The organism is Methylomonas sp. MK1 (assembly GCF_000365425.1).
Taxonomy (GTDB): domain Bacteria; phylum Pseudomonadota; class Gammaproteobacteria; order Methylococcales; family Methylomonadaceae; genus Methylomonas.
The window spans coordinates 1,991,111-2,014,496 of the sequence record NZ_AQOV01000001.1 but is presented as its reverse complement, the minus strand read 5'-3'; the positions used below and the strand labels follow the sequence as shown (position 1 = coordinate 2,014,496).

Here is a 23,386-nt window from a genome sequence, read left to right as displayed (position 1 = left end):
TGCTGAATAGCGCGATGGTGAGGCGCGGGCAATTTGCCCGAGTTTGCCGGGCAAATTTCGGCTTACCGGCTGCGGCGGCTTGCTTAAGCTGAGATCTTCTAAATCAACTTAATTGGGAGATCAAAGATGCTTAAAACAGTGATTGTCAGCAAAACCATGGCCATGCCTGCTGAAACAGTATGGTCGGCGATAGCCGGTATCGGCGGTCTGGAGCGATGGTTTCCAGTGATTGCCGCTTGTCGTGTGATAGGAAATGGCGTCGGTGCACTACGAATTTTGACGTTGGCGGCGGGCGGGGAAATGACGGACAGAATCGAGCTAATCGATCATGGTCACCGGCGTTTTCAATACAACCGCATCGAATCGCCGTTTGGGGTGAGTCATTATCTGGGCACGGTGACGGTTGGGGAAACGGTTGATGGCGGTAGCGTTGTGGAATGGATGGTGGAGATTGACGCGGAGCTTGTAAGCCAGGAACTGCTCGATTTTGTGCATCAGGCTATAACGGACGGCGTAGCTGGATTGGAGTGGGATTTGCTGGAGTCAGCAGCGTCAAGTTCGGCATCGGAGGCTTTATGACTAGCGTCCGATCAATAAAATACTTGTCGTTGGCTGCGGCTATTTTCTCCACGGCGGCCAATGCCGCGCCGCAGATAGCGGTTTTGGATTTTGAATTGAACGACATCACCTCGCTGCCGAACACGCCGGCGGAAATAATCCGCACTTCCGGCATGGCGCCTTTATTAATCGGAGCGCTAAGCCGGTCGGGTACTTATCAAATCGCGTTTGTCGATGCCGCTACCCAGAAAGCCGCCAACGCCAGTTTCGGCTATTTGTTCCGATTCCACGATTTGGCAGCGGATTTAGGTCGGCAACAGGGTGCTGATTGGGTGCTGGTAAGTCAGCACAGCAAGCCTAGCTTTTTGTTTTCGTATCTGTGGGTGTATTTGATCGACGTGAAGAAGCGGGCGGCGGTAGCGCGTTACGACATTGAGTTGAAGGGGAGTCATCAGAAAGTCACTCAGCATGGCATCGATACCTTGGCAGGAAAGATCAGGGCTACGCTTGCCGCGGATAGCGTTAAGTAGTTTGGCGGTTGCGACAGGCACAAAAAAAGCCGCTGAGTAGCGGCTTTTCTTTGTTCCCAATAAGAAACGCTTAACGTTTCGAGTATTGAGGACGTTTTCTAGCTTTGTGCAAGCCGACTTTTTTACGTTCAACTTCACGAGCATCGCGAGTGACGTAACCGGCTTTTCTCAGTGATGGTCTCAAGGTTTCGTCGAAAACCATCAGAGCACGGGTCAGACCGTGACGGATAGCGCCAGCTTGGCCTGATGGGCCGCCACCGGTAACGATGATGTTGATGTCGAAATCGCCGGTCTTACCCAACAACTCCAGGGGTTGTCTGGCAATCATTTCGTCTGTTTTGCGGCCGAAATATTGTTCAACAGGTTGTTTGTTGATAGTGAATTTTCCTGAACCGATGGTGGCGTAGACGCGAGCGATTGCGCTTTTGCGACGACCTGTTCCGTAGTATTGAGCTGCCATAAACTATCTACCTGCTTAGAATTCTAAAACTTTAGGTTGCTGAGATTGATGATTATGCTCAGAACCTGCGTAAACTTTCAATTTTTTGAACATTGCACGGCCCAATGGATTTTTGGGCAACATGCCTTGTACGGCGGTGGTGATGATGCGGTCAGGGAAAGTTTGTCTTAACTTGCCCAAAGAAGCTGACTTCATGTTACCGACATAACCAGTGTGGCGGTAGTACATTTTGTCTTTTTCTTTGTTGCCGGTAACGCCGATTTTTTCGGCGTTGATGACGATGATGTAATCGCCGGTGTCAACGTGTGGTGTGAATTCGGGTTTGTGTTTTCCGCGAAGACGTCGTGCAATTTCAGTAGCAAGGCGACCTAATGTCTTTCCTTCTGCATCAATCACGTACCAATCGCGCTTAACTTCTGCGGGCTTTGCACTAAATGTTTTCATCTTTGCTTTTTAGTCTGTTGAGGCTATAAAAACCGTGAATTGTACTTAATAGGCCCGTTAACTTCAAGTCCCATTAAAGCTTAATTTTCAGCGAGTGTAGTTTTCGGTATAAATGCGTACGTTCCATACCGATAGCCGATGCCAGTTTGGCGACGCTGCCGCCGGTTTTTTCGAAATGATATTCCAGGTAAGATTTTTCGAAATGGTCGCGAGCTTCCTTCAGCGGCAAATTGAAAAACTCCGGTACATTCAGTCCCAATTTGGGTTGTTCGGCAATCGATCCAAGGGCGGTTTTTACTTCGTCCAGCTCAATGTCGTCGCCGGCACCGAGTATCATCAGGCGCTGTACCAAATTACGCAATTCGCGCACATTACCCGGCCAGCTGTAATTACGCAAATAATTTTGCGCCGCCATCGAGAAACGCCGGAACGGTAATTTTTCCTGGGTGACGAAATGATCGACGTAAAAATTCAACAGGCTGGGTACGTCTTCGCTGTGTTCGCGCAGCGGCGGAATCTCCAGCGTCACCACGTTCAGCAAATAATACAGATCCTGGCGGAAGCGGCCGCTGTTGACTTCTTCCTCCAAGGACATGCGGGTAGACGCGACGACGCGCACATCGACGCGAACCGCCTGACTGCCGCCAACCCGCAGAAATGAACTGGATTCCAGCGCGCTAAGCAAGCGGGTTTGGGTTTCCGGGTCCATGCCGCCAATTTCGCCAAGAAACAGCGTACCGCGATGGGCTTGTTCCAACAAGCCGCGATAAACCCGACCGTTGTCTTCTCGTCCGAAAAATTCCACTGCCGAGTTTTCCGGCGAGATACTGCCCACTGACACGTCAACAAAGGAGCCATCGCGCCGCGAACTGTTGTTGTGCAAATAGCGGGCGAACATTTCCTTACCGACCCCGGCTTCGCCGACGAATAACACGCGGGCGTCGTGCTGCGCCAAGCGTTTTAATTTGTCCTTGGTGCGTTCCACCACCGCGCTTTTGCCGACCGGATCCACGCCTATCATCAGCTGTTGTTTCAAGCCGGCGTTCTCCCGCTGTAAGGAACTGGTCTCTAACGCGCGTTCTACGATCAACAGCAACTTGGCCAGCGACAGCGGTTTTTCCAAAAAGTCGTAAGCACCAAGTCGAGTCGCTTCCACCGCCGACTCCACCGAGGCATGCCCGGACATCATGATTACCGGACACAGCGCGTCGTCTTCACTAACCCATTCCCGCAGCAGGGTGATGCCGTCGCTGTCCGGCATCCAGATATCCAGCAGGATCAGATTAGGCGGGCGCTGATTTTTGAGGGCTTTGGCCTCTGCGGCGTTTTCCGCCATAGCGACGTCGTAGCCTTCATCTTCGAGAATTTCCGACACCAATTGACGAATGTCCTGTTCGTCATCGACCACCAAAATATACGGTGCTTGCTTATTCATTTAAAGTTCCCAAATTCAAAAACCGGCAGCTGGAGTAAAAACCCCGCGCCGCCATTATAAGACGTATCCACCCAAATCACCCCGCCATGTTCTTCGACGATCTTTTTGACGATGGCCAAGCCCAGGCCGGTGCCTTTGGCCTTGCTGGTCACGTAGGGGTCAAATATGGTTTCAAGCTGTTCCGCGTTCAGGCCGTTGCCGTTATCGTAGATGCCCAATTCAACATAGTCGGTGTTGTTGCGGCTGACTTTAGCGATTTTGATCTCGATGCGGCAGGGCGCCGTGGTGGCCTCTTGGGCGTTTTTGATCAAATTATGCAGCACTTGGCGCAGGCTGACCGGATCCGCTTCGACCAACACTCTGTCACTGGCGAATGCCGTACTGAAAATGATGCCCGATGGCAGGTATAAGGCCATGACTTCCAGAATCAAATCGACCAGATTGATTTTTTCCACCTGTTTCTTGGACGGGCGGGCGTACTCGGAAAAATCGTCCACCATGCGTTTCATCGCTTCCACCTGCTGGACAATGGTGCGGGTGCCGCGTTGCAGAAACTCGGCGGAACCGTCCTGCAATTCCTTGGAGAGCTTGTGCTGCAAACGCTCGGCCGAGAGTTGAATCGGTGTCAACGGGTTTTTAATTTCATGCGCCAGACGCCGTGCCACTTCGCCCCAGGCCGCATTTTTTTGTGCCTGAATCAGGTCGGTGACATCGTCGAATACCACGACCGCGCCGGTACGGGCGCCATGCTGCGAGAACAGCGGCGTACCCCGACACAATAGTTCTTGGCGCCCATTGGGTCCCAGAAACACGATGCGTTGCTCCCAAATATCGTCGGCTTTTTCCAACAGGCTTTGGATTGCATTCAGTACATCGGCCAGTTCGCTGTGCATGGTCGCCAGGGTCGGCAACGTCTCCCCAACAAAGTGGCTGACCGGGATATGCAAAATCCGGTAGGCGGCTTGATTGGCGGTGCGGATGTAAAAGGCCGCGTCGAAACTGATCACGCCGGCAGTCAGATTTGCCAGGATGGTTTCCAGATAGGCACGCTGGTTTTCCACCTCCAGGCCGGCGGCGCGCGTTTCGTCACGGGAGCGGGCTATGCGACGAGTCATCTGATTGAAAGATTCCACTAAAAAGCCCAGGTCGTCCTGATTCATTACCGGCAGTTGCTGCTGATAATCGCCATCGGCGACCGCTTGCGTACCTTTTACTAGCTCTTTAACCGGTGCGACGATGTTGCGGATACTGATAAAGGCTACCCAAATGGCCGCCAGCAGGCTGAGCAGTAACACTAGCAACAGGATCAGGGAGAAGCTGGTCTTCAGTGAGTCGCGCAGGAAGTTCATTTCCTGATAACGAATGAAGGCAAATTCTATCGAGTCGGCCAGGTCGGTTACCCGTACCGGAATCGGAAACAAGACTTGCAAAAATCGGCTTTGATCCGCTTCGATAGCGACGATGATACGCACCAGCATTTCGTCGTTATCGCCGGGGTCGAAAGCAAAATACTCCTTATTCTGCCGCAGCAACAGCCAGATTTGCTCGTCCGGCAGATGCGGAAGAATATCGCTGGGATTGACGCTGCTGGACGCTAATACCCGGCCTTGGTTGGAAAATACCGCAATCTCCAGCGCCCCGGAGTCTGCCCACAGCGAGCCGACTTCCATGGCAATCAAAGCTTCCGATTTGTCGCGGAGTTGATCGGCCATTTGCTTGGTTTGCTTGATATGCCAGGTCATGCGTTGATTCAGCGAGGATTGGCTCAACTCCAGCGCATCGTCCATGGCCCGATCGATTTCCACATTAAACCAGCTGTCTATACCTTGATGTAGGAATTGCACGGAGAAATAAAACACGATGGCGGCGGGCGCCAAAGCCAGTAAGACGAACAAGGACACCATGCGCGTGGTAAGCCGGGAGCCGGCTTCTTTTTTCTTCAGCTCTCGTACCAGCGAATAGGCGTTGAAAGCGACCAAGCCGAGCAGAATTACCGATCCCAGCGTGTTGATCACCAACAGCCAGGAATACATTTCGCCGAGCTCCGACGATTCCTGGGTGGCGCTGCTCATCAATTGCAGCGACAGCAATACGAAGCCGAACAGCAGAATGATGGTGGCGCTGGCCGGTAGTTTTATTTTTGAATAGGCCATGTGTACCAAACGCTAGAGAGAAACCAGCGGTTATCGAGATAGGCGACCGGACGCAGCGGTATCGGCAGCAGTTCGCGGTTGAACTGGGTTTTTACCGCTAACAGGTAGGGTTTATCTGCCGACAAGAGTTCGGCGGGAATTGGCGTGCTGTCGTGCACGGCCGCCATGAAATTCATCGCGGCGCTCAAGGTTAAAAACATTTCGCTGCGGTCGAATGGAGTTTGCACCACATATTGATTCAGCAAAGCATGGAATTGTAGGCTGTAAGTCAGCTTGCGGTTATGGATTCTCGTGTCCCACAGCACGCCGGGCTGGCGCAGCTCTATCGTTACCTCCCAGGTCAGTCGCACACCTTTGTGTAACGCTTCCTTGGCGGTCGGGCTGAGCCGGTAATCGATATGAGTTTGCACGGTATAACCGTGATCGGTATGTTGCAACTCGGCGTAATCGATGCGCGCGGCGTAATCGCTGGCTTTAACAAGGCCTGGCGCAAGTTGCAGGCAAAGCATCAATATCCCGTATCTAAGCGGCTTTATGAAGCTTGGCATAATAAAAGCCGTCCATTTGCCGGTCGCCGGTGATGATTTGCCGGCCGTGTGGCCGCGCAATGCCCCAATGCGCGTCGATGCGAATTTCGCTGGCGTCGGCGTGTTCGGCAAGGAATGCGGCAATTTGCGCTTCGTTTTCCTGTTTCAACACAGAGCAGGTTGCATACAGCAAGATGCCGCCCGGTTTCAGTAATTGCCAGGCCTTAGCGAGAATCTTGGCTTGCAAAGCTTGCAGTACACCAATATCGTCCGCGCGACGCAGCAACTTGATGTCGGGATGGCGGCGGATCACACCGAAGCCGGAGCAGGGGGCGTCCAGCAGTATCCGATCAAATTGGCGGTTGTTAGCCCACAACGCCGGCTGACTGGCGTCGGCGGCTAAGGTCTCGGCGTGCAAGTTTAAACGCTGTAAATTGTCGGTCACCCGTTGCAGACGTTGTTGATCGACATCGACCGCCAACAGGCTGGCCAAGGCCGGTTGGCGCTCCAAAATGGCGGCGGTTTTGCCGCCCGGCGCGGCACATAAATCCAGCACCTGCTGGCCGGGTTGCGCGTCGAGCAGTTCCGCCGCCAGTTGCGCGGCCGTGTCTTGTACCGATACGCGGCCTTGAGTAAATGCCGGCAATTGCTCGACAGCCAAGGCTTGGTCCAGCCTTATCGCGCTCTCGCAACAATCGACCGGCTGCGCGGCTATGCCTTGTGCGGTGAGTTCGTCCAGATAGGCCGCTCGGCTACCTTGCAGCAGATTGACGCGCAAAGCCATCGGCGGCGCTTGGTCGTTGGCATGCAGGATTTTTTCGTAATGTTCCGGCCAGTCTTGTTTGAGCAAATCCACTATCCAGTGCGGATGGTTGTAGCGGGCCTGAGTGTCCCCGTTACAGGCTTGCTGCAAGCTTTCGGAGTCGCGCAAATATTGTCTGAGTATCGCGTTCACCAAGGACTTGGCCCACGGTTTGTGGCTGGTGGCGGCTACCGTTTCCGAGACGGCGGCGTGCGATTTGACCCGCATATATTGCAGTTGATACAGACCAATCAGTAGCAAGGCTTTAATGTCGCTGTCTTTTTGTTTGAGCGGCTTGCTGAGCAGGCGGCCCAGCATAAAATCCAATGCGTAAAAATGACGGATTACCCCGTAGCACAAGGCTTGGACGAAAGCCCGGTCTTTGACATCCTTGATTTTGGGTAGGCCATGCTCCAGGGCGGCGGTCAGCGATTGGCCATCGCTGAGGACGTGCGCGAGGATCTGTGCCGAGCAGCCGCGCAGATTCATAGGCCTAGGATGACGCGGTCGGCCGGATGGGCATTCATAAAGTCCTTGCCTGCGATGCGTTTACCGCCGGGGAGTTGCACTTCTAGTAGGCGCAATACGCCGTCGCCCGTGGCTACATCCAGTGCGTGTTCCGCACAACTGACGGTGCCGGGGGCTTGCTCGGCGGTTTTATCAAGCACCTGGCTGCGCCAGACGCGCAACACTTGGCCTTGATAGAGGGTTTGTGCCACCGGCCAGGCGTTAAGGCCACGTACTTGACGATCCAGTTGTACAGCGGAGTTTTGCCAGTCCAAGTTCGATTCCTGCTTTTCCAGTTTGTGGGCGTAAGTGACTAGGGTCTCGTCTTGCGGTTCGGCTTGCAGCGACCCATTGGCTATCTGCTCGACCACTTTAACCAGCCCTTCGGCGCCCATGTGCGCCAATTGGTCGTGCAGGCTACTGGAAGTGGCGTCGGCGCTGATTGGGCATTCGGCTTTATAAAGCATGTCGCCGGCATCGAGTTTTTTTACTACTTTCATGATGGTGATGCCGGTTTTGTCGTCGCCCGCCATAACGGCACGGTGAATCGGCGCCGCGCCGCGCCAACGCGGCAGTAACGAGCCATGAACATTGATGCAGCCCTGCTTGGGAATGTCCAATACCGCTTGCGGCAAAATAAGGCCGTAAGCCACGACGACCATTAAATCAGCATTGAGCGACGCTAATTGCGCAATCGATTCCGGGCTTTTGAAGTTTTCCGGCTGATAAACCGGGATATTGGCGGATATGGCCAGTTCCTTGATCGGGCTGGCGGTCAGCTTGCGGCCGCGTCCGGCTGGCCTGTCGGGCTGTGTATAAACCGCACAGACTTGATGCCGCGAATCCAGCAGGGCCTGCAAGGTTGGAACCGCAAAATCCGGCGTACCGGCAAACACGATTTTCATGAGATGTCCTGATTAGCCCTGCGACTTGTGAATTTTATCCAGCTTGGCTTTAATGCGGTTGCGTTTGAAGGCCGAGAGATAATCGACGAATAACTTGCCTTCCAGATGATCCATTTCGTGTTGAATGCACACCGCCAGTAATTCGCTGGCCTCCAATTCAAAACTTTCGCCGTCGCGGTTTAGCGCCTTGACTTTAATATGTTCGGCGCGGCTGACTTTTTCGAAAAAGCCGGGTACCGACAGGCAACCTTCTTCGGATTCTTCAACACCGTCGCGCTCGATGATTTGCGGGTTGATCAGGCAGATCGGTTCGTCCTTGTTCTCGCTGACATCCATTACTATGACGCGTTTATGCACGTTTACCTGAGTTGCGGCCAAGCCTACTCCCTTGGCGGCATACATGGTCTCGATCATGTTGTCGACCAAGGTCTTGATGCCGTCATCGACTGTGTCCACCTCGGCGGCGACCGTGCGCAGCCGTTTATCGGGAAACTCCAGAATTGTAAGAATACTCACCCATTACTCCACTTGCTAACTGTAATAGTGGGATTTTATCCGAAATTGCCCAGGGTTTGAACGTGAAGACTAAATAGGGCTGGGTTTAGGTTGGATCGGCTCGTGCTGGCATAATGCCCGAATTAATCTAAACTGTGCGGCAAATCGATGGTTGGTTTTTTACGCATTTGTTTCAAGTTGGGCTAAGCGGCATGCACCAGATAAAGACGCTTGCCGATTTTGCGTTTGGGCGCTTCGTCCGGCGGATTTTGAACGGTTTTATAAGCTCTGGCAGGATAAATTATGTTTTTTCGCGCGATACTGGGAATATTAATACCACTGGTTTTTGCCGCAGTGGCTTGGGCCGATGAGCTGAAAATAAACCCCAATCATCCCGATCAGTACACGGTTGTTAAAGGTGATACTTTGTGGGACATTTCCGGGAAGTTTTTACAGCACCCTTGGGAATGGCCGCAGCTATGGCATAACAATCCGCAAATCAAGGATCCGCATTGGATTTACCCGGGCGACACTTTGTATTTTTCCTACGTGAACGGTGTGCCGCGCTTGAGTTTCTTGCCGGACGGCAATGACGAAAAACTGTTGCCGCGAGTGCGCGAGTCGGAGATTGATCAAGCCATTAGAATGATCCCCAGCGATGCCATCGTGCAATTCTTGAATTCGCCGAAAGTCGTAACAGCGGAAGAGTTGCAGCACGCACCTTATGTCATCGGGTTTGTCGGCGAACATTTGATCGCCGGCGCCGGAGACGGGGTTTACGTCAGGGCCATCGAAAACCCATCCGGCTTGGGGTATACCATTTATCGAGCAGGCAAGGCCTATGTCAGTCCGGTTACCAAGGAAATTTTGGGCTACGAAGCGCAATACATTGCTGATACCACGCTACAGGAACCGGGTGATCCGGCCACCTTGCTGATTAATAAATCCGATATGGAAATTCAACGCGGCGACCGCTTGATGCCTACTTCAGAGGGAGAGTTAGCTTTAAATTATTTTCCAAGGCCGCCTAAACATCAGGTGGTGGGCAGCATCATTCAAGTGAAGGGCGGCGTGTCGCAGATCGGTCAACACGATGTAGTGGTCATTGACAAAGGTACTGCCGACGGTTTGGAGGTGGGGCACACCTTGGATGTGTATCGTAAAGGGCATGTCATCGTGGATAGGTATCAATCTCAGGAAGCGGTGGCGGTGAAAATGCCGGACGAGCTAGCTGGTGTGTTGATGGTGTTTCGGCCGTTCGAACGCGTCAGCTATGCGTTGGTGATGCAGGCAACTGCCGCGATGCATACCTTGGATAGAGTGCAGACGCCCTAATGGGTTATCTGCCATCAGTAGGCTTTAACTCGCTCTGGATTGCCGTTTAAGCTGTTTTGGAATCCGCACTCAATCCGCAAATCAAGTACTGGCTGGCGATGCTGCGTAGTCCCGGCGTCGGCAGTCAGGCCATTCAGCGCTTGCTGGCGCATTTTGAGCCCGAGCAGATATTCTCGGCGTCGCGAGCCACTTTAACTGGCTTGGGTTTCAGCGAGAAATTGATAGACGCTCTGCAAAAACCGGATTGGCAAAAGGTCGAAGACGACATTCGCTGGTTGGAGCAAGCCGGTAATTATGCATTGACCTTGGAAGATGCCGATTATCCGGCGCAACTGCGAGAAATCGCCAATCCCCCGCCGATATTATTTGTCAAAGGCAACCCAGCCTTACTGCAAGAGCCGCAATTGGCAATGGTCGGTAGTCGCAATCCGTCGCCGGTTGGTATCAGCACCGCGATTCAATTTGCCGAGGCCCTAGCCGAGGCTGGTTTTACCGTGACCAGTGGTTTGGCATTAGGGATCGACGCAGCCAGTCACCAAGGTGCGTTAAACGTAAACGGGCAGACCATAGCCGTGGCGGGTACTGGGTTGGATCGGGTTTATCCGGCTTGTCATAAACAGCTGGCTACGCAAATTGTCGAACATGGCGCCTTGGTTTCAGAGTTTCCGCCCGGCACCAACGCCAAAGCCAATCACTTTCCCCGGCGAAACCGAATCATTAGTGGTTTGTGCGTCGGCTTGTTGGTGGTGGAGGCGGCCCAGCAAAGTGGGTCGTTGATTACCGCACGTTTGGCGCTTGAGCAAAATCGGGAAGTCTTTGCAATTCCCGGCTCGATTCATAACCCTTTGGCGCGCGGTTGCAATGCATTAATTCGCCAGGGAGCTAAATTAGTCGAAACCGCACAAGATATTTTTGAGGAATTAGGTCATTATAATCAAAGGTATATGCGCGCTGAGTCGGAATTGCCGCAGACTTCGCTTGACCTGGAGCAGCAAAATCTATTGAAATTGATTCCGTACAGTCCCACAACGGTCGATACTCTGGTGCAAGATAGCGGTTGGTCGGCGGAAGAAGTTTCCTCGACGCTGCTGGTGTTGGAGTTACAAGGCTACATTGCCGCGCTTGCCGGTGGTGGCTACCTCCGAGTCAAATAAAGGTTCTAATGAAAGAAGATATTTTCGATGTGCTCATTTATCTGTTTGAAAATTATCTGGATGGCGACAGCGATAACTATCCGGATACTGCCGTCATTGCCAGCGAGTTGCTGGATGCGGGTTTTCAGCAGCCTGATGTCAATAAGGCGTTCGATTGGCTGGAGTCTTTAGCCGAAATTGAGAGCATCACACCGGCGGTTTCCTCGTCGTTCCGCATTTTTAGCGGTCAGGAAATCTCCGTATTCGATATGGAGTGCAGGAATTTCTTGATGTATCTTGAGCACAGCGGCATCTTGACGCCGATTAATCGCGAGATCGCGATTGATCGGGCGATGGCCTTGAAAGACGAAAATATTACTCTGGATAAATTGAAATGGATTGTATTGATGGTGTTATTAAGTCAACCCGGCGATAGCGCCGCTTTCTCCCGAATGGAAGACATAGTTTACGATTTGATACCTACTTCTTTACATTGATTTTTCTACGGACAGCATGAGCAAAAGTTTAGTCATTGTAGAGTCACCGGCAAAATGCAAAACCATAGAAAAGTATCTGGGTAAAGACTTCCAGGTACTGGCGTCATACGGCCACGTCCGCGATTTGATTCCTAAGGAAGGTGCGGTCGACCCGGAAAACGGTTTTGCGATGAAATATCAGGTGATTGATCGCAACCAACGCCATCTGCAAGAGATCGGCAAAGCTATCAAAAACGTCGATACGCTTTACCTGGCAACTGACCCTGATAGGGAAGGCGAGGCGATTTCCTGGCATGTGTTCGAGCATCTCAAGGAAAAAAAGCTGTTAAAGGACAAGGAAGTGCTGCGGGTGGTGTTTCATGAGATCACCAAAAAAGCTGTTACTGAGGCTATCGCCCATCCCACCGAGTTATCCAACAATCTGGTCAATGCTCAGCAAGCGCGGCGGGCTTTAGACTATCTAGTCGGTTTTAATTTATCGCCGTTGCTGTGGAAGAAAATCCGCCGCGGCTTGTCCGCTGGTCGCGTGCAAAGCCCTGCGTTGCGGATGATCGTCGAGCGCGAGATGGAGATCGAGGCGTTCAAGACCCGCGAGTACTGGTCGCATACCGCCGAAGCCAGTGCGCAAGGGCTGCCGTTTAAAGCCAAATTAACGCATTTCAATGGTGAAAAGCTGAATCAGTTCAGTTTTACCGATGAAGTGCAGGCCAATCAAGTCAAACAAAGTTTGCTGGATGCCGCCGACGGTCAGTTGATCGTTGCCAAGTTGGAGAAAAAGCAACGCAGCAAAAATCCGGCGCCGCCGTTCATCACTTCGACTTTACAACAGGAAGCAGCCCGCAAACTGGGTTTTACCACCAAGCGCACGATGATGGTCGCGCAACAGTTGTACGAAGGCATCGATTTGGGCGGCGAGACCGTAGGGTTGATTTCGTATATGCGTACCGATTCGGTCAATCTGGCTGAAGAAGCATTGGCCGATATTCGCGCGCTGATCGCCGAAAAATACGGTGCCGACGATGTGCCAAAAGAACCGCGCCGTTTCAAGACTAAATCTAAAAACGCTCAGGAAGCCCATGAGGCGATACGTCCAACGTCCGTACAGCGTTTGCCTGAGCAGGTGAAAAATCGGCTCAGCGCCGAGCAATTCAAGCTCTACGATTTGATCTGGAAACGCACCGTTGCTTGCCAGATGATCCACGCCACCTTGAACCAAGTGGCGGTCGATCTGAATTGCGGTAGCGATAAAAACGTCTTTCGCGCTACCGGTTCCACGGTGACTAATCCGGGCTTCATGAAGGTGTATCTGGAAGGTGTGGACGACAGCAAGGAAGCGGCGGACGATCAGGACAGTCTGTTGCCGCCTATGGAAGAAGGGCGGCCAGTAGTGTTGAATGAGATTGCAGCCACCCAGCATTTTACCGAGCCGCCACCGCGCTACAGCGAGGCGAGTCTGGTCAAAGCCCTGGAAGAGCATGGCATTGGCCGTCCCTCCACCTACGCGACGATTATCTCGACCTTGCAAAACCGCGAATATGTGACCATTGATAACAAGCGGTTTTATCCGACTGATGTCGGGCGTATCGTTAACAAGTTCTTGACCGAGCATTTCACGAAATACGTCGATTACAGCTTTACCGCCAATCTGGAAGACGATCTGGATGCGGTGTCGCGCGGCGAGAAAGATTGGATTCCGCTGATGAACGACTTTTGGCGGCCGTTCACGCAGTTGATCAGCGAGAAGGAAGAAAGCGTGCAACGCAAGGATGTCACGCAGGAAAGCATAGACGAGCAGTGCCCGGAGTGCAGTAGTCCGCTATCGATTCGTTTGGGTCGGAATGGCCGCTTTATCGGTTGTACCAATTATCCGACCTGTTCCTACACTCGAAATTTGGGTGATGACAACGCCGGTGCCGCATCGGCCGAGCCGGAGGTGGTGGAAGGGCGAGTGTGTCCGAAGTGCGAGTCGACGCTGGTTATAAAGACTGGCAAGTATGGCAAGTTTGTCGGTTGTAGCGCCTATCCGAAGTGCAAGCACATCGAGCCTCTGGAAAAACCAAGCGATACCGGCGTTGAATGTCCGCAATGCAAAAATGGCGCGATTCTGAAGCGCAAGGCGCGTAGCGGGAAGATTTTTTATTCCTGCTCGGAATATCCAAAATGCGATTATGCCTTGTGGGATGCGCCGATCAAGGAAAGTTGCCCTGATTGTAATTGGCCGATTTTGACCTTGAAAACCACCAAGCGCCGCGGCACCGAAAAAGTCTGTCCGCAGAAAGCGTGCAAATACGCCACGCCTTACGAGGGTGATCCAGATGACGCAAACGGACCGGCTTGAGTCTAGGGAAATGCCACTGTTTGCCCGACCTGGATTGCGTGTTTCTCGATAAAGCCCGCTGGCAGTTCCAGTATGTATCTGGCTGCTACTCCGGAATCATAAATCCGGCACGGATCTTTGGGGCAGGGCTGTAAATTTTTTAACAGACCTGCAATCCGGCCGTCTCCGGTTAAAAACACCACATCCAAAGCCAGTAAGGTATTTTTCATCCACACTGCGCGCTGAGTCTGATCTGGATAGACAAAAAGCATGCCCTGGTTTTCGGCAAGTGTCTGGCGAAACATCAGTCCGTGTTCGCGTTCGCTTTCGTTAGCGGCGATGGCCGCGTAGACGATACGTTGTTGAGCTACAAATGTGATTGGGTTGTTGAACTCTGTAAACGCGTCTGCTGAAGCCCCAGCGCTGTTGAGTGCCGCAAGAAAAGCAATGCCGAAAATTGTGCGGGAAAGATAAGAGTGCATACGGAGTGTCAGTAATATAAGGTTGTCTTTGAGAGTGCGGCTGATTATAATGCCGCGTTCAATTATTTAGCGAGCGTGGCGAAATTGGTAGACGCGCTGGATTTAGGTTCCAGTGGTAACCCCGTGGGAGTTCGAGTCTCCCCGCTCGCACCATATCCTGCGTTATTCGTAACGATACGACCTTAAGTTCCCCAGATCTAAACATCGCCGGCCGGTCTCCCAAAATATAAAACCGTATTTTTAATTTTTTGAGGTAATGCAATGCAAGTTTCTGTCGAGAAGACATCAGAGTTAAGCCGAAAAATGACTGTTAGCATTCCTGATGCCGTGGTTCAGGAGAAAATGGAAACTCGCTTTAAAAAACTCGCTCGCGAAGTCAAAGTGGACGGATTCCGTCCGGGTAAAGTGCCGGCGAGCATGGTGAAAAAGCTGTACGCCGATAGAGTTAGAAACGAAGTAACCGGCGACTTGATTCAATCGACTTATTTTGAAGCGCTGCAACAACAGGATTTGAACCCTGCCGGTCATCCGCATATCCAGCCTACCGAGAAAGCCGAGGGATTTGAATACATCGCCGAGTTTGAAGTCTATCCGGAGATCGTACTGGATAGCGTTAGCGAATTGAAAGTGGACCGTCCTTTTGCAACTGTGGAAGAGGCCGATGTCGATAACATGATCGAAAAACTGCGTCAGCAAAAGAAAACCTGGAACACTGTCGAGCGCGCTTCGCAGGATGCTGACCGGGTAACCATTCATTTCTCCGGCGTGGCCGATGGCGAGAATTTTACCGACGGTAAGGTCGAAAATTACCAGGTGGAAATCGGCGGCAAACAAATGATTCCCGGTTTCGAAGACGAATTGAAAGGCTTGGTCGCCGGTGCCAGCAAAACCTTTTCAGTGACGTTCCCAGAGCAATACAACAGCGAAAAATTAGCCGGTAAAGTTGCCGAATTTGAGATCGAGTTGGTTAAAGTCGAAGAGCCGGTTTTGCCTGTCGTCGATGCGGAATTTATCAAGGCTTATGGTGTTGAAGACGGCGATGCGGCAAGTTTCCGCAGCGATGTTCGGGCTAACATGGAGAGAGAGCTGAACCAAGGCCTGAAAAACAAGTTAAAAAATGCAGTGATGGATGCGTTATACGAAAACATTGTTATAGCGATGCCTAACGCATTGATCGATCAAGAAATTCAAGCGTTGATGAAGCCTTACGCCGAACGCGCGAAAAACATGCGTTTGAAGCTGGAAGACCTGAATTTGCCAAGGGATGCTTTTGAAGGTCAGGCCAAGCGCCGCGTGGCCTTGGGCTTGATTCTGGGTGAAATCATTCAAAAGAATGACATCAAGGTCGATGCCGATAAAGTTCGTGCGGTAATTGATGACATGGCGAAGAGTTATGAGCGCCCCGAAGACGTTGTGAACTGGTATTATGCCGACAAGGCTAGGCTGAATGATGTGCAGCAGATGGTTTTAGAAGATCAAGCTGTTGCATGGATTGTCAGCCAGGCTAAAATCACCGACGTAACAGTTGGTTTTGATGATGTCATGGAAAAACAGTAACGAATGAGGGCTAAACGTGTTTAACCAAAATGTGATGAGCGAAATGATGGCGCCGCAAGCGGCGGGCGGTCTAGTGCCTATAGTGGTTGAACAAACAGCCCGTGGGGAAAGATCGTTCGATATTTATTCCCGTTTGCTGAAAGAGCGGGTAATTTTTCTAGTTGGCCAAGTGGAAGATTACTCGGCGAATCTGGTGGTAGCGCAATTGCTATTCTTGGAATCTGAAAATCCGGATAAAGATATACATTTGTATATCAACTCTCCCGGCGGCTCGGTGACAGCAGGTATGTCGATTTATGACACCATGCAATTTATCAAACCGGATGTCAGCACCATGTGCATCGGTCAGGCTGCCAGTATGGGGGCTCTATTATTGGCGGGCGGTGCCCAGGGCAAGCGCTATTGTTTGCCTCATTCCAGGGTGATGATTCATCAACCTTTGGGTGGTTTTCAAGGCCAAGCTTCGGATTTTGATATTCACGCTCGGGAGATTTTGGCTATTCGTGATCGATTGAATAAAATCCTGGCTCATCATACCGGGCAACCGTTGGAAAAAATTCAGCAAGATACGGATCGAGATAACTTTCTGAGTTCTCAGCAAGCGGTTGATTACGGTTTGATCGACAAAGTATTGACTAGTCGTATTGCCTGATAAGTGTCGCGTCGCTTCGTCAAGAGTGCGACGTGATTTGAATGTTGGTTTTTGATATATTTCATCGCCATGACGAGGCAATGTATCACGGTGGAGTCTGTCTATGAGTAGAGACAAGAAAGGTAAAGACGATGAAAAGCTTCTTTACTGTTCTTTTTGCGGTAAAAGTCAAAATGAAGTCAGGAAACTGATTGCAGGTCCATCCGTTTATGTTTGCGACGAATGTGTGGAATTGTGCAACGACATTATCAGAGATGAGTTGCTGGAAGATGAAATGTCCGTGGCCGGCGGTGCGCTGCCTAAGCCGAAGGAAATCAAGCAAGAGTTGGATGGTTATGTCATCGGTCAGGAAAATGCCAAAAAAATTCTGGCCGTAGCTGTTTACAATCATTACAAGCGCTTGCGCAGCAACAGCAAAAAGAACGAAGTCGAGTTGGCGAAAAGCAATATCTTGCTGATCGGGCCTACCGGTTCCGGTAAAACCTTGTTAGCGGAAACATTGGCTAGATTGCTGGATGTGCCTTTCACCATAGCAGACGCCACCACACTGACCGAGGCCGGTTATGTCGGTGAAGATGTTGAAAACATCATTTTGAAGATTCTGCAAAAATGTGATTACGATGTGGAAAAGGCGGAGACCGGGATCGTTTATATCGACGAAATCGATAAAATCTCCCGCAAATCCGATAATCCGTCCATCACTCGCGATGTGTCCGGAGAAGGCGTGCAACAGGCCTTGTTGAAGCTTATCGAAGGGACTGTTGCTTCTGTCCCGCCGCAAGGCGGTCGTAAGCATCCCCAGCAGGATTTTTTGCAGGTTAATACTGCGAATATCTTGTTTATCGTCGGTGGGGCCTTTGCTGGTTTGGATAAGGTCATTAAACATCGCACCGAGAAGGGCGGCATCGGTTTTTCCGCGGAAGTTAAAACCAAGGACGATAAACGCAATGTCGGCGAGATCTTTGCCGATGTGCGTTCCGAGGATTTGATTAAATACGGATTGATTCCGGAGTTTGTCGGTCGTCTGCCGGTTATCGCCACGCTGGACGAGTTGGATGAAGCGGCGTTGATTCAAATTTTGACACAGCCTAAAAATGCTTTGATCAAGCAGTACAAGCATTTGTTTGAAATGGAAGGCGCAGAGTTGGAGTTCAGGGACGACTCGCTGGCTGCTATTGCCCGCAAATCGATGGAACGAAAAACCGGTGCTAGAGGCTTACGCACGATAGTCGAGAACGTGTTGCTGGATACCATGTACGAATTGCCGTCCAACGATAAAATATCGAAAGTCGTGATTGATGAGAACGTCATTTTAGGTAATTCGGAGCCCATTTTGGTTTACGAAGCTGAGCAAAAGCTGGTGGCTTCAGACGCTTCTTAAGTATGGGACTTTGAGCTGTCCTCGCGGTTTCGCAGAGAAATAATCAAATTGAAGGGGGCTTTTTCAATAAAGCCCCCTTTTTTTTGCCTGAAATTAAAGATACTTGTTTTCTGGGAGTTCATCCTCATATAGGATGACATCCAATGTTTTGAGCTGCTCAAGGGAGCAAATGAAATGACCGAGTTAAAAACCAAAGATGAATTAATTCCTGTCTTGCCGTTACGGGACGTGGTGGTCTATCCGCATATGGTGATTCCATTGTTTGTCGGTAGAGGCATGTCGATCGATGCCCTTGATGCCGCCATAAAACAAGACAAACAAGTGTTGTTGATTGCCCAGAAGCAGGCCGATGTCGATGAGCCGGGTTTTGATGACTTATACAGGGTCGGGACCTTGGCCAACATCCTGCAATTATTGAAACTGCCGGACGGTACTGTGAAAGTGTTGGTTGAAGGCAGTCAGCGTTGCTCCGTAACAAAATACCAAGAAGTTGATAATTATTGCGCGGCCAGCGTGGTCGAGTTGAGCGACGAATTAAATATCTCCGAACAGGAAGCGGAAGTTTTGCAGCGAACCGCGATTAACTCGTTCGATCAGTATGTAAAATTGAATAATAAAATTCCGCCTGAAGTATTGAACTCCCTGGCGGGCATTGATGATCCAAGTCGCTTAGCCGACACCATGGCCGCACATATGGCCCTGAAGGTTGAAGAAAAACAGCTGATGCTGGAAATGGTCGATGTCGCCAAGCGCCTGGAAAACTTGATGACGTTGATGGAAGGCGAAGTCGATATTCTGGAGATGGAAAAGAAAATTCGCGGCCGCGTTAAAAAGCAGATGGAAAAAAATCAGCGCGAATACTATTTGAATGAGCAAATGAAGGCTATTCAAAAAGAGCTGGGCGAGATGGACGAAGCCAGCAACGAGATTGAAGAACTGGAGCGAAAAATTGCCGCTGCCGGTATGTCCTCCGAAGCCAAAACCAAAGCTACGGCCGAGCTGAATAAGTTGAAAATGATGTCACCGATGTCGGCGGAAGCGACAGTGGTGCGCAATTACATCGATTGGATGGTCAACGTACCTTGGAAAAAGAAAACCAAGGTTAGGCACGATTTAAAAGTTGCCGAAGAGGTGTTGGAAGCCGAACATTACGGCCTGGATAAAGTAAAAGAGCGGATACTCGAGTATCTCGCGGTGCAACAACGCGTTAAAGCGTTGAAAGGGCCTATTCTGTGTTTGGTCGGTCCTCCGGGGGTTGGTAAAACCTCTCTTGGCCAGTCGATTGCACGGGCTACCAACCGCAAGTACGTACGGATGGCTTTAGGCGGGGTTAGAGATGAAGCGGAAATTCGCGGGCATAGGCGTACCTATATCGGCTCTATGCCCGGTAAAATCCTGCAAAATCTGTCGAAAATCAAAACCCGTAACCCCATGTTCTTGCTGGACGAGATCGACAAAATGGCTGCGGATTTTCGCGGTGATCCGGCTTCTGCGCTGTTGGAAGTGCTGGACCCCGAGCAAAACCATACCTTCTCCGATCATTATTTGGAAGTCGATTTCGATTTGTCCGATGTAATGTTCGTAGCTACCGCGAACACGATGAATATCCCGCCTGCCTTGATGGATAGAATGGAAATCATCCGCTTGGCCGGTTATACGGAAGATGAAAAAATCAACATCGCCATGCGCTTTTTGATTCCGAAGCAGGTCAAAAACAACGGTCTGGCGGAGTCGGAAATTTCTATCTCCGAAGCAGCGGTTAAGGACATTGTCAGGTACTACACGCGTGAAGCGGGTGTGCGCGGACTGGAGCGGGAAATCTCGAAAATTTGCCGGAAAGTCGTGAAAGATCTATTGTTGAAATCCCGGAAAAGTCGAACCTCGGTTACTGAAAAAACGTTGGATAAGTATCTTGGCGTACGACGGTTTAGCTATGGCATGGCTGAAGACAACGATCAAATCGGTCAAGTCACTGGTCTGGCATGGACTGAAGTCGGCGGTGAGTTGCTGACGATCGAAACAGCAGTAATGCCGGGTAAAGGCAAGCAGCTGGCGACCGGTAAGCTCGGTGACGTGATGAAAGAGTCGATCGAGGCTGCCGTTACGGTAGTCAGGAGTCGAGCCAATATTTTGGGTATCGACAGCGATGTGTTTCAGAAAAATGACATTCACATCCACGTACCGGAAGGCGCGACGCCAAAAGACGGGCCTAGCGCGGGTATTGGGATGTGTACCGCCATTATTTCCGCGCTGACCAAAATTCCGGTGCGCGCGGATGTTGCCATGACCGGGGAGATCACCTTGCGCGGCGAGGTGCTCCCGATCGGCGGATTAAAAGAGAAGTTGTTGGCTGCGCATCGCGGGGGAATTGCGACCGTGGTGATTCCCGCGGAAAACGAAAAGGATCTCGCCGAGATCCCCGAAAACATCAAACGCAATTTGGCGATTAAGTGTGTCCGTTGGATAGATGAAGTGTTGGATTTAGCTCTACAGCATATGCCGACCCCGATTGCTGCTATTCCGGTGGCTGAAATTAGCGAAACTGCCGCCACCAAGACAGAGGTAAAAAAGCCGGGTGTTGTTGCGCATTAAAAGTACAGTCGAATCGGCGGAAACCATCAGGATCGTGGCTTCCGCCGACTTCAGTGCTTGACATCGCTTGCAGGCGATTGATATAAATGTCGGCCTCTCGCACCAGGGGAGGCTGTAAATCGGGTTGGTGGAAAACCGGTTAGCGGGCAAATCCAAGCATTTGTTTGCTGAGCATAATTAATACAACGACATCCTAAGGGGAAATAAATGAATAAATCGGAACTTATCGATGCAATCGCCAGTGCGTCACAGTTAACTAAAGCTGATGCAGGTCGTGCTTTAGATGGTTTTATCAAAGCAGTAGAAGATGCTTTGAAACAAGGCGATTCCGTTGCCTTGGTGGGCTTCGGCACATTCGATGTTAAAGAAAGAGCAGAACGTAAAGGCCGTAATCCGCAAACCGGCGAAGAGATCACTATCAAAGCCGCGAAAATTCCTTCATTTAAAGCTGGCAAATCTTTAAAAGATGCTGTAAACTAGCCGCTCTTTAGTCGGGTGCTTAGCTCAGCTGGGAGAGCATCGCCCTTACAAGGCGAGGGTCGGGGGTTCGAACCCCTCAGCACCCACCAGACTTTGGAGCGGTAGTTCAGTTGGTTAGAATACCGGCCTGTCACGCCGGGGGTCGCGGGTTCGAGCCCCGTCCGCTCCGCCAAAACAGAAACCTCGGGCCGTATGGTCCGAGGTTTTTTTTTGCCTGTTAATTTTATGGCCTGAAGCATTCGGGTTTAATACTGTTTAAGGACAGCGTTTATGCTTTTAGAGATTAGAGAAAAGGTGCACGGTCTGTTTGCATCGATCATATTGATTTTGATTTGTGTGCTTTTCGGATTGTGGGGCATCCAAAACTATCTTGGCGGCGGTAAAGAAGCGCCAGTGGTGTCTGTCGGCGATAAGGAGTTTTTTCAGCGCGATGTCAGTCAGGCATATCAGCAATACGCTCAAAATCTGGCAGGGATGAAGTTCGACGAAGAGACGATAAAAAAACAGGCTTTGCAAAAGCTGGTTCGCGACGAGGTGTTGTTGCAATACGTTCAGGATCAAAACCTGTTGGTTAGCGATGAGACGGCCAGAGATTTCATTCAAACCCTGGAGTATTTCCAAAAAGACGGTAAATTCGATAAGACTCAATACCAAACCATGCTCGGTTCACAGGGTATGTCTTCCGCCGAGTTCGTCAATCGCATCAAAAAAGCCTTGGTGATGGAGCAGTTTCAACGCGCCGTGGTGGATAGCAGCTTCGTGACGCCGGCGGAAATCAATAACTTCTTTAAAATCCAGAACCAAACCCGCGATGTCGAATATGTGACCGTACCGTTAACCCCGGTCAGTCAACAGCCTGGCGAAGAAGAAATTACCGCTTATTACCAGCAGCATCAGGATGCTTATCAGACTCCCGAGCAGGTGGCTATCGAATACGTGGAATTATCGTTGGATAAACTGGCCGCGGAGATTAAACCTAGCGAAGAGCAGTTAAAAGCTTATTACGAAGAACAAAAAGTCCAATTCACCACGAAAGAGCGTAGAAAAATCAGCCATATTCTGTTCGCGTTCAGCAAGGATAAAACGGCTGACGAGCTTGCGCTGCAAAAAGCACTGAAGGCGAAACAAGAACTGAAAAGCAAGGATTTTGCCGCCCTGGCCGCTGAAGTGTCCGACGATAAGCTAACCGCGAAAAATGGCGGCGACTTGGGTTTATTCAACGTCGGGGTGATGGAAAAAGCCTTTGAAGATGCCGCTAGCAGTTTAAAACTGGGCGAAGTCTCCGAACCCGTTAAATCGGCTTTTGGTTATCATTTGATTAAAGTCACCGAGTTGATACCGGGTGACGTGAAGCCATACGAAGCGGTAAAAGCAGAAGTCAGCAAGGCTTATCAAAAAGCGCAGGCCGAAGCCAAATTTAACACCTTGGCCGAGAAAGTTGCGGAAGTTAGTTACGAAAATCCTGATAGTTTGGCGGCGGTTGCGCAATTGTTGGGTGGTGCGACCAGCAAGACCGAAGCCTTCACTCGCGCGGCGGGTGAAGGTATCGCTACCGACGAGAAAGTTCGGGCGGCTGCGTTTTCCGAAGATGTGTTAAAAGGCAGCAACAGCGAACCGCTGGAAATTGGCGGTGACAAAGTCGTGGTGTTGCGCATGTTATCGCATCAACCTGCCGCCAGCAGGGAACTCAAGGATGTTAAAGCGCAGGTCATTGCTGCGATTCAGCAAGATAGAGCAAAACAACAGGCCATCGCCACTGCCGATAAAATTAAGCAGGAATTGGCTGGCGGTAAAACGCTTGTGCAAATTGCCGAAGCGCTGCATTTGCAAACCAAAAAAATCAATGGCTTGACGCGTACTGCTAGTGATTTGCCGGCGGCCGTCACTCAGGAGATTTTTAGAACTGCCAAACCTAAGGCAGGTCAGCCTAGCGTGGCAGTAATCGACGAAGCCAAGGGCGGTAAATTGGTGGTTAGCGTTAACAGTGTCAACGAGGGTGTGATGTCGGACAGCGACAAAAGTAAACAAGCCTTGATTGCCAAAAACATCTCTACTGCCTTCGGTAAAGCGCAGATGGAAGCAGTATTGAATGCGCTGCAAACTAAAGCTGAGATCGTTATCAATACGCAAAAACAGTAAACCGT

Annotated in this window: 21 protein-coding genes and 3 tRNA genes; 15 read left to right on the top strand and 9 right to left on the bottom strand. The window is 50.9% G+C overall.

Features of this window, described 5'->3' with window-relative positions; genetic code table 11:
• The first annotated feature begins 126 nt into the window (after positions 1-126).
• Both G006_RS27040 and G006_RS0109465 read left to right on the top strand, forming a co-directional pair.
• Positions 127-579 (top strand): SRPBCC family protein, encoded by a 453-nt coding sequence (locus tag G006_RS27040; protein ID WP_020482944.1) that lies wholly within the window; start codon positions 127-129, stop codon positions 577-579.
• Entirely contained in the window at positions 576-1,088 is a 513-nt protein-coding gene (locus G006_RS0109465; protein WP_020482943.1) for a DUF2380 domain-containing protein, read from the top strand. Before G006_RS27040 ends, G006_RS0109465 begins: the two co-directional genes overlap by 4 nt.
• Before the next feature lie 70 nt (positions 1,089-1,158).
• Here the strand turns inward: G006_RS0109465 and rpsI are convergent, their stop codons facing one another.
• From rpsI to def, 8 genes are all read right to left on the bottom strand, one after another.
• Positions 1,159-1,548 (bottom strand): 30S ribosomal protein S9, encoded by a 390-nt coding sequence (rpsI, locus tag G006_RS0109460; protein ID WP_020482942.1) that lies wholly within the window; start codon positions 1,546-1,548, stop codon positions 1,159-1,161.
• Positions 1,549-1,563: 15 nt separating this feature from the next.
• On the bottom strand, positions 1,564-1,992 hold the full coding sequence (gene rplM / locus G006_RS0109455; RefSeq protein WP_020482941.1) for a 50S ribosomal protein L13: 429 nt from the start codon (positions 1,990-1,992) through the stop codon (positions 1,564-1,566).
• A 73-nt stretch (positions 1,993-2,065) separates the two neighbouring features.
• Positions 2,066-3,427 carry a sigma-54-dependent transcriptional regulator gene (locus G006_RS0109450; protein WP_020482940.1) on the bottom strand — a complete coding sequence of 454 codons (1,362 nt, stop codon included), beginning with the start codon at positions 3,425-3,427 and terminating at the stop codon, positions 2,066-2,068.
• Positions 3,424-5,580 (bottom strand): sensor histidine kinase, encoded by a 2,157-nt coding sequence (locus G006_RS0109445; protein WP_020482939.1) that lies wholly within the window; start codon positions 5,578-5,580, stop codon positions 3,424-3,426. Before G006_RS0109445 ends, G006_RS0109450 begins: the two co-directional genes overlap by 4 nt.
• On the bottom strand, positions 5,562-6,089 hold the full coding sequence (locus G006_RS0109440) for a DUF4390 domain-containing protein (protein ID WP_020482938.1): 528 nt from the start codon (positions 6,087-6,089) through the stop codon (positions 5,562-5,564). Before G006_RS0109440 ends, G006_RS0109445 begins: the two co-directional genes overlap by 19 nt.
• Before the next feature lie 13 nt (positions 6,090-6,102).
• Positions 6,103-7,398: a 16S rRNA (cytosine(967)-C(5))-methyltransferase RsmB gene (gene rsmB, locus G006_RS0109435; protein ID WP_020482937.1), complete on the bottom strand. Its 1,296-nt coding sequence runs from the start codon at positions 7,396-7,398 to the stop codon at positions 6,103-6,105.
• Entirely contained in the window at positions 7,395-8,321 is a 927-nt protein-coding gene (gene fmt, locus G006_RS0109430) for a methionyl-tRNA formyltransferase (RefSeq protein ID WP_020482936.1), read from the bottom strand. The genes rsmB and fmt overlap by 4 nt, the downstream gene beginning before the upstream one ends.
• 12 nt (positions 8,322-8,333) lie before the next feature.
• Positions 8,334-8,837, bottom strand: a complete 504-nt coding sequence (def, locus tag G006_RS0109425; protein ID WP_020482935.1) for a peptide deformylase — start codon at positions 8,835-8,837, stop codon at positions 8,334-8,336.
• A gap of 282 nt (positions 8,838-9,119) precedes the next feature.
• Between def and G006_RS0109420 the strand changes: the two genes are divergently transcribed.
• The 4 genes from G006_RS0109420 to topA are packed head-to-tail and all read left to right on the top strand — an operon-like array spanning position 9,120 to position 14,119.
• Positions 9,120-10,151: a LysM peptidoglycan-binding domain-containing protein gene (locus G006_RS0109420; RefSeq protein ID WP_020482934.1), complete on the top strand. Its 1,032-nt coding sequence runs from the start codon at positions 9,120-9,122 to the stop codon at positions 10,149-10,151.
• A 56-nt stretch (positions 10,152-10,207) separates the two neighbouring features.
• A complete protein-coding gene (dprA, locus tag G006_RS0109415) occupies positions 10,208-11,305 on the top strand; it encodes a DNA-processing protein DprA (protein WP_020482933.1) in 1,098 nt (365 codons plus the stop codon).
• Between the two features lie 8 nt (positions 11,306-11,313).
• Positions 11,314-11,781 carry a DUF494 family protein gene (locus G006_RS0109410; protein WP_020482932.1) on the top strand — a complete coding sequence of 156 codons (468 nt, stop codon included), beginning with the start codon at positions 11,314-11,316 and terminating at the stop codon, positions 11,779-11,781.
• Between the two features lie 16 nt (positions 11,782-11,797).
• Positions 11,798-14,119 (top strand): type I DNA topoisomerase, encoded by a 2,322-nt coding sequence (topA, locus tag G006_RS0109405; protein ID WP_020482931.1) that lies wholly within the window; start codon positions 11,798-11,800, stop codon positions 14,117-14,119.
• Between the two features lie 2 nt (positions 14,120-14,121).
• Here topA and G006_RS25320 read toward each other — a convergent pair whose 3' ends face one another.
• Positions 14,122-14,580, bottom strand: a complete 459-nt coding sequence (locus G006_RS25320) for a DUF192 domain-containing protein (RefSeq protein WP_020482930.1) — start codon at positions 14,578-14,580, stop codon at positions 14,122-14,124.
• A gap of 69 nt (positions 14,581-14,649) precedes the next feature.
• Between G006_RS25320 and G006_RS0109395 the strand changes: the two genes are divergently transcribed.
• The 9 genes from G006_RS0109395 to G006_RS0109355 all read left to right on the top strand — a co-directional run bounded on the left by G006_RS0109395 (position 14,650) and on the right by G006_RS0109355 (position 23,381).
• A tRNA-Leu gene (locus tag G006_RS0109395) sits at positions 14,650-14,733 on the top strand.
• 108 nt (positions 14,734-14,841) lie between these two features.
• A complete protein-coding gene (gene tig, locus G006_RS0109390; RefSeq protein ID WP_026146941.1) occupies positions 14,842-16,137 on the top strand; it encodes a trigger factor in 1,296 nt (431 codons plus the stop codon).
• A 46-nt stretch (positions 16,138-16,183) separates the two neighbouring features.
• Positions 16,184-16,789, top strand: coding sequence for an ATP-dependent Clp endopeptidase proteolytic subunit ClpP (clpP, locus tag G006_RS0109385; RefSeq protein ID WP_197027017.1), 606 nt, complete (start codon positions 16,184-16,186; stop codon positions 16,787-16,789).
• A 103-nt stretch (positions 16,790-16,892) separates the two neighbouring features.
• Complete coding sequence (clpX, locus tag G006_RS0109380; protein ID WP_020482927.1) at positions 16,893-18,170, top strand: ATP-dependent Clp protease ATP-binding subunit ClpX; 1,278 nt, start codon at positions 16,893-16,895, stop codon at positions 18,168-18,170.
• A 174-nt stretch (positions 18,171-18,344) separates the two neighbouring features.
• On the top strand, positions 18,345-20,762 hold the full coding sequence (gene lon, locus G006_RS0109375; RefSeq protein ID WP_020482926.1) for an endopeptidase La: 2,418 nt from the start codon (positions 18,345-18,347) through the stop codon (positions 20,760-20,762).
• Between the two features lie 207 nt (positions 20,763-20,969).
• Positions 20,970-21,242: an HU family DNA-binding protein gene (locus G006_RS0109370; protein WP_020482925.1), complete on the top strand. Its 273-nt coding sequence runs from the start codon at positions 20,970-20,972 to the stop codon at positions 21,240-21,242.
• 13 nt (positions 21,243-21,255) lie between these two features.
• A tRNA-Val gene (locus G006_RS0109365) sits at positions 21,256-21,331 on the top strand.
• Positions 21,332-21,337: 6 nt separating this feature from the next.
• Positions 21,338-21,414 (top strand) — tRNA-Asp (locus G006_RS0109360).
• A gap of 98 nt (positions 21,415-21,512) precedes the next feature.
• Entirely contained in the window at positions 21,513-23,381 is a 1,869-nt protein-coding gene (locus G006_RS0109355) for a SurA N-terminal domain-containing protein (protein WP_026146940.1), read from the top strand.
• The last annotated feature ends 5 nt before the right edge of the window (positions 23,382-23,386 follow it).

Bases quoted from the DNA above. Each gene is read 5' to 3' on its own strand.
- tig (WP_026146941.1), top strand. From the start codon at position 14,842: ATGCAAGTTTCTGTCGAGAAGACATCAGAGTTAAGCCGAAAAATGACT.
- G006_RS0109370 (WP_020482925.1), top strand. From the start codon at position 20,970: ATGAATAAATCGGAACTTATCGATGCAATCGCCAGTGCGTCACAGTTA.
- topA (WP_020482931.1), top strand. From the start codon at position 11,798: ATGAGCAAAAGTTTAGTCATTGTAGAGTCACCGGCAAAATGCAAAACC.
- clpP (WP_197027017.1), top strand. From the start codon at position 16,184: ATGGCGCCGCAAGCGGCGGGCGGTCTAGTGCCTATAGTGGTTGAACAA.
- lon (WP_020482926.1), top strand. From the start codon at position 18,345: ATGACCGAGTTAAAAACCAAAGATGAATTAATTCCTGTCTTGCCGTTA.
- G006_RS27040 (WP_020482944.1), top strand. From the start codon at position 127: ATGCTTAAAACAGTGATTGTCAGCAAAACCATGGCCATGCCTGCTGAA.
- rsmB (WP_020482937.1), bottom strand. From the start codon at position 7,398: ATGAATCTGCGCGGCTGCTCGGCACAGATCCTCGCGCACGTCCTCAGC.
- clpX (WP_020482927.1), top strand. From the start codon at position 16,893: ATGAGTAGAGACAAGAAAGGTAAAGACGATGAAAAGCTTCTTTACTGT.
- G006_RS0109410 (WP_020482932.1), top strand. From the start codon at position 11,314: ATGAAAGAAGATATTTTCGATGTGCTCATTTATCTGTTTGAAAATTAT.
- G006_RS0109420 (WP_020482934.1), top strand. From the start codon at position 9,120: ATGTTTTTTCGCGCGATACTGGGAATATTAATACCACTGGTTTTTGCC.
- rpsI (WP_020482942.1), bottom strand. From the start codon at position 1,548: ATGGCAGCTCAATACTACGGAACAGGTCGTCGCAAAAGCGCAATCGCT.
- G006_RS0109355 (WP_026146940.1), top strand. From the start codon at position 21,513: ATGCTTTTAGAGATTAGAGAAAAGGTGCACGGTCTGTTTGCATCGATC.
- fmt (WP_020482936.1), bottom strand. From the start codon at position 8,321: ATGAAAATCGTGTTTGCCGGTACGCCGGATTTTGCGGTTCCAACCTTG.
- G006_RS0109445 (WP_020482939.1), bottom strand. From the start codon at position 5,580: ATGGCCTATTCAAAAATAAAACTACCGGCCAGCGCCACCATCATTCTG.
- G006_RS25320 (WP_020482930.1), bottom strand. From the start codon at position 14,580: ATGCACTCTTATCTTTCCCGCACAATTTTCGGCATTGCTTTTCTTGCG.
- G006_RS0109440 (WP_020482938.1), bottom strand. From the start codon at position 6,089: ATGCTTTGCCTGCAACTTGCGCCAGGCCTTGTTAAAGCCAGCGATTAC.
- G006_RS0109450 (WP_020482940.1), bottom strand. From the start codon at position 3,427: ATGAATAAGCAAGCACCGTATATTTTGGTGGTCGATGACGAACAGGAC.
- rplM (WP_020482941.1), bottom strand. From the start codon at position 1,992: ATGAAAACATTTAGTGCAAAGCCCGCAGAAGTTAAGCGCGATTGGTAC.
- G006_RS0109465 (WP_020482943.1), top strand. From the start codon at position 576: ATGACTAGCGTCCGATCAATAAAATACTTGTCGTTGGCTGCGGCTATT.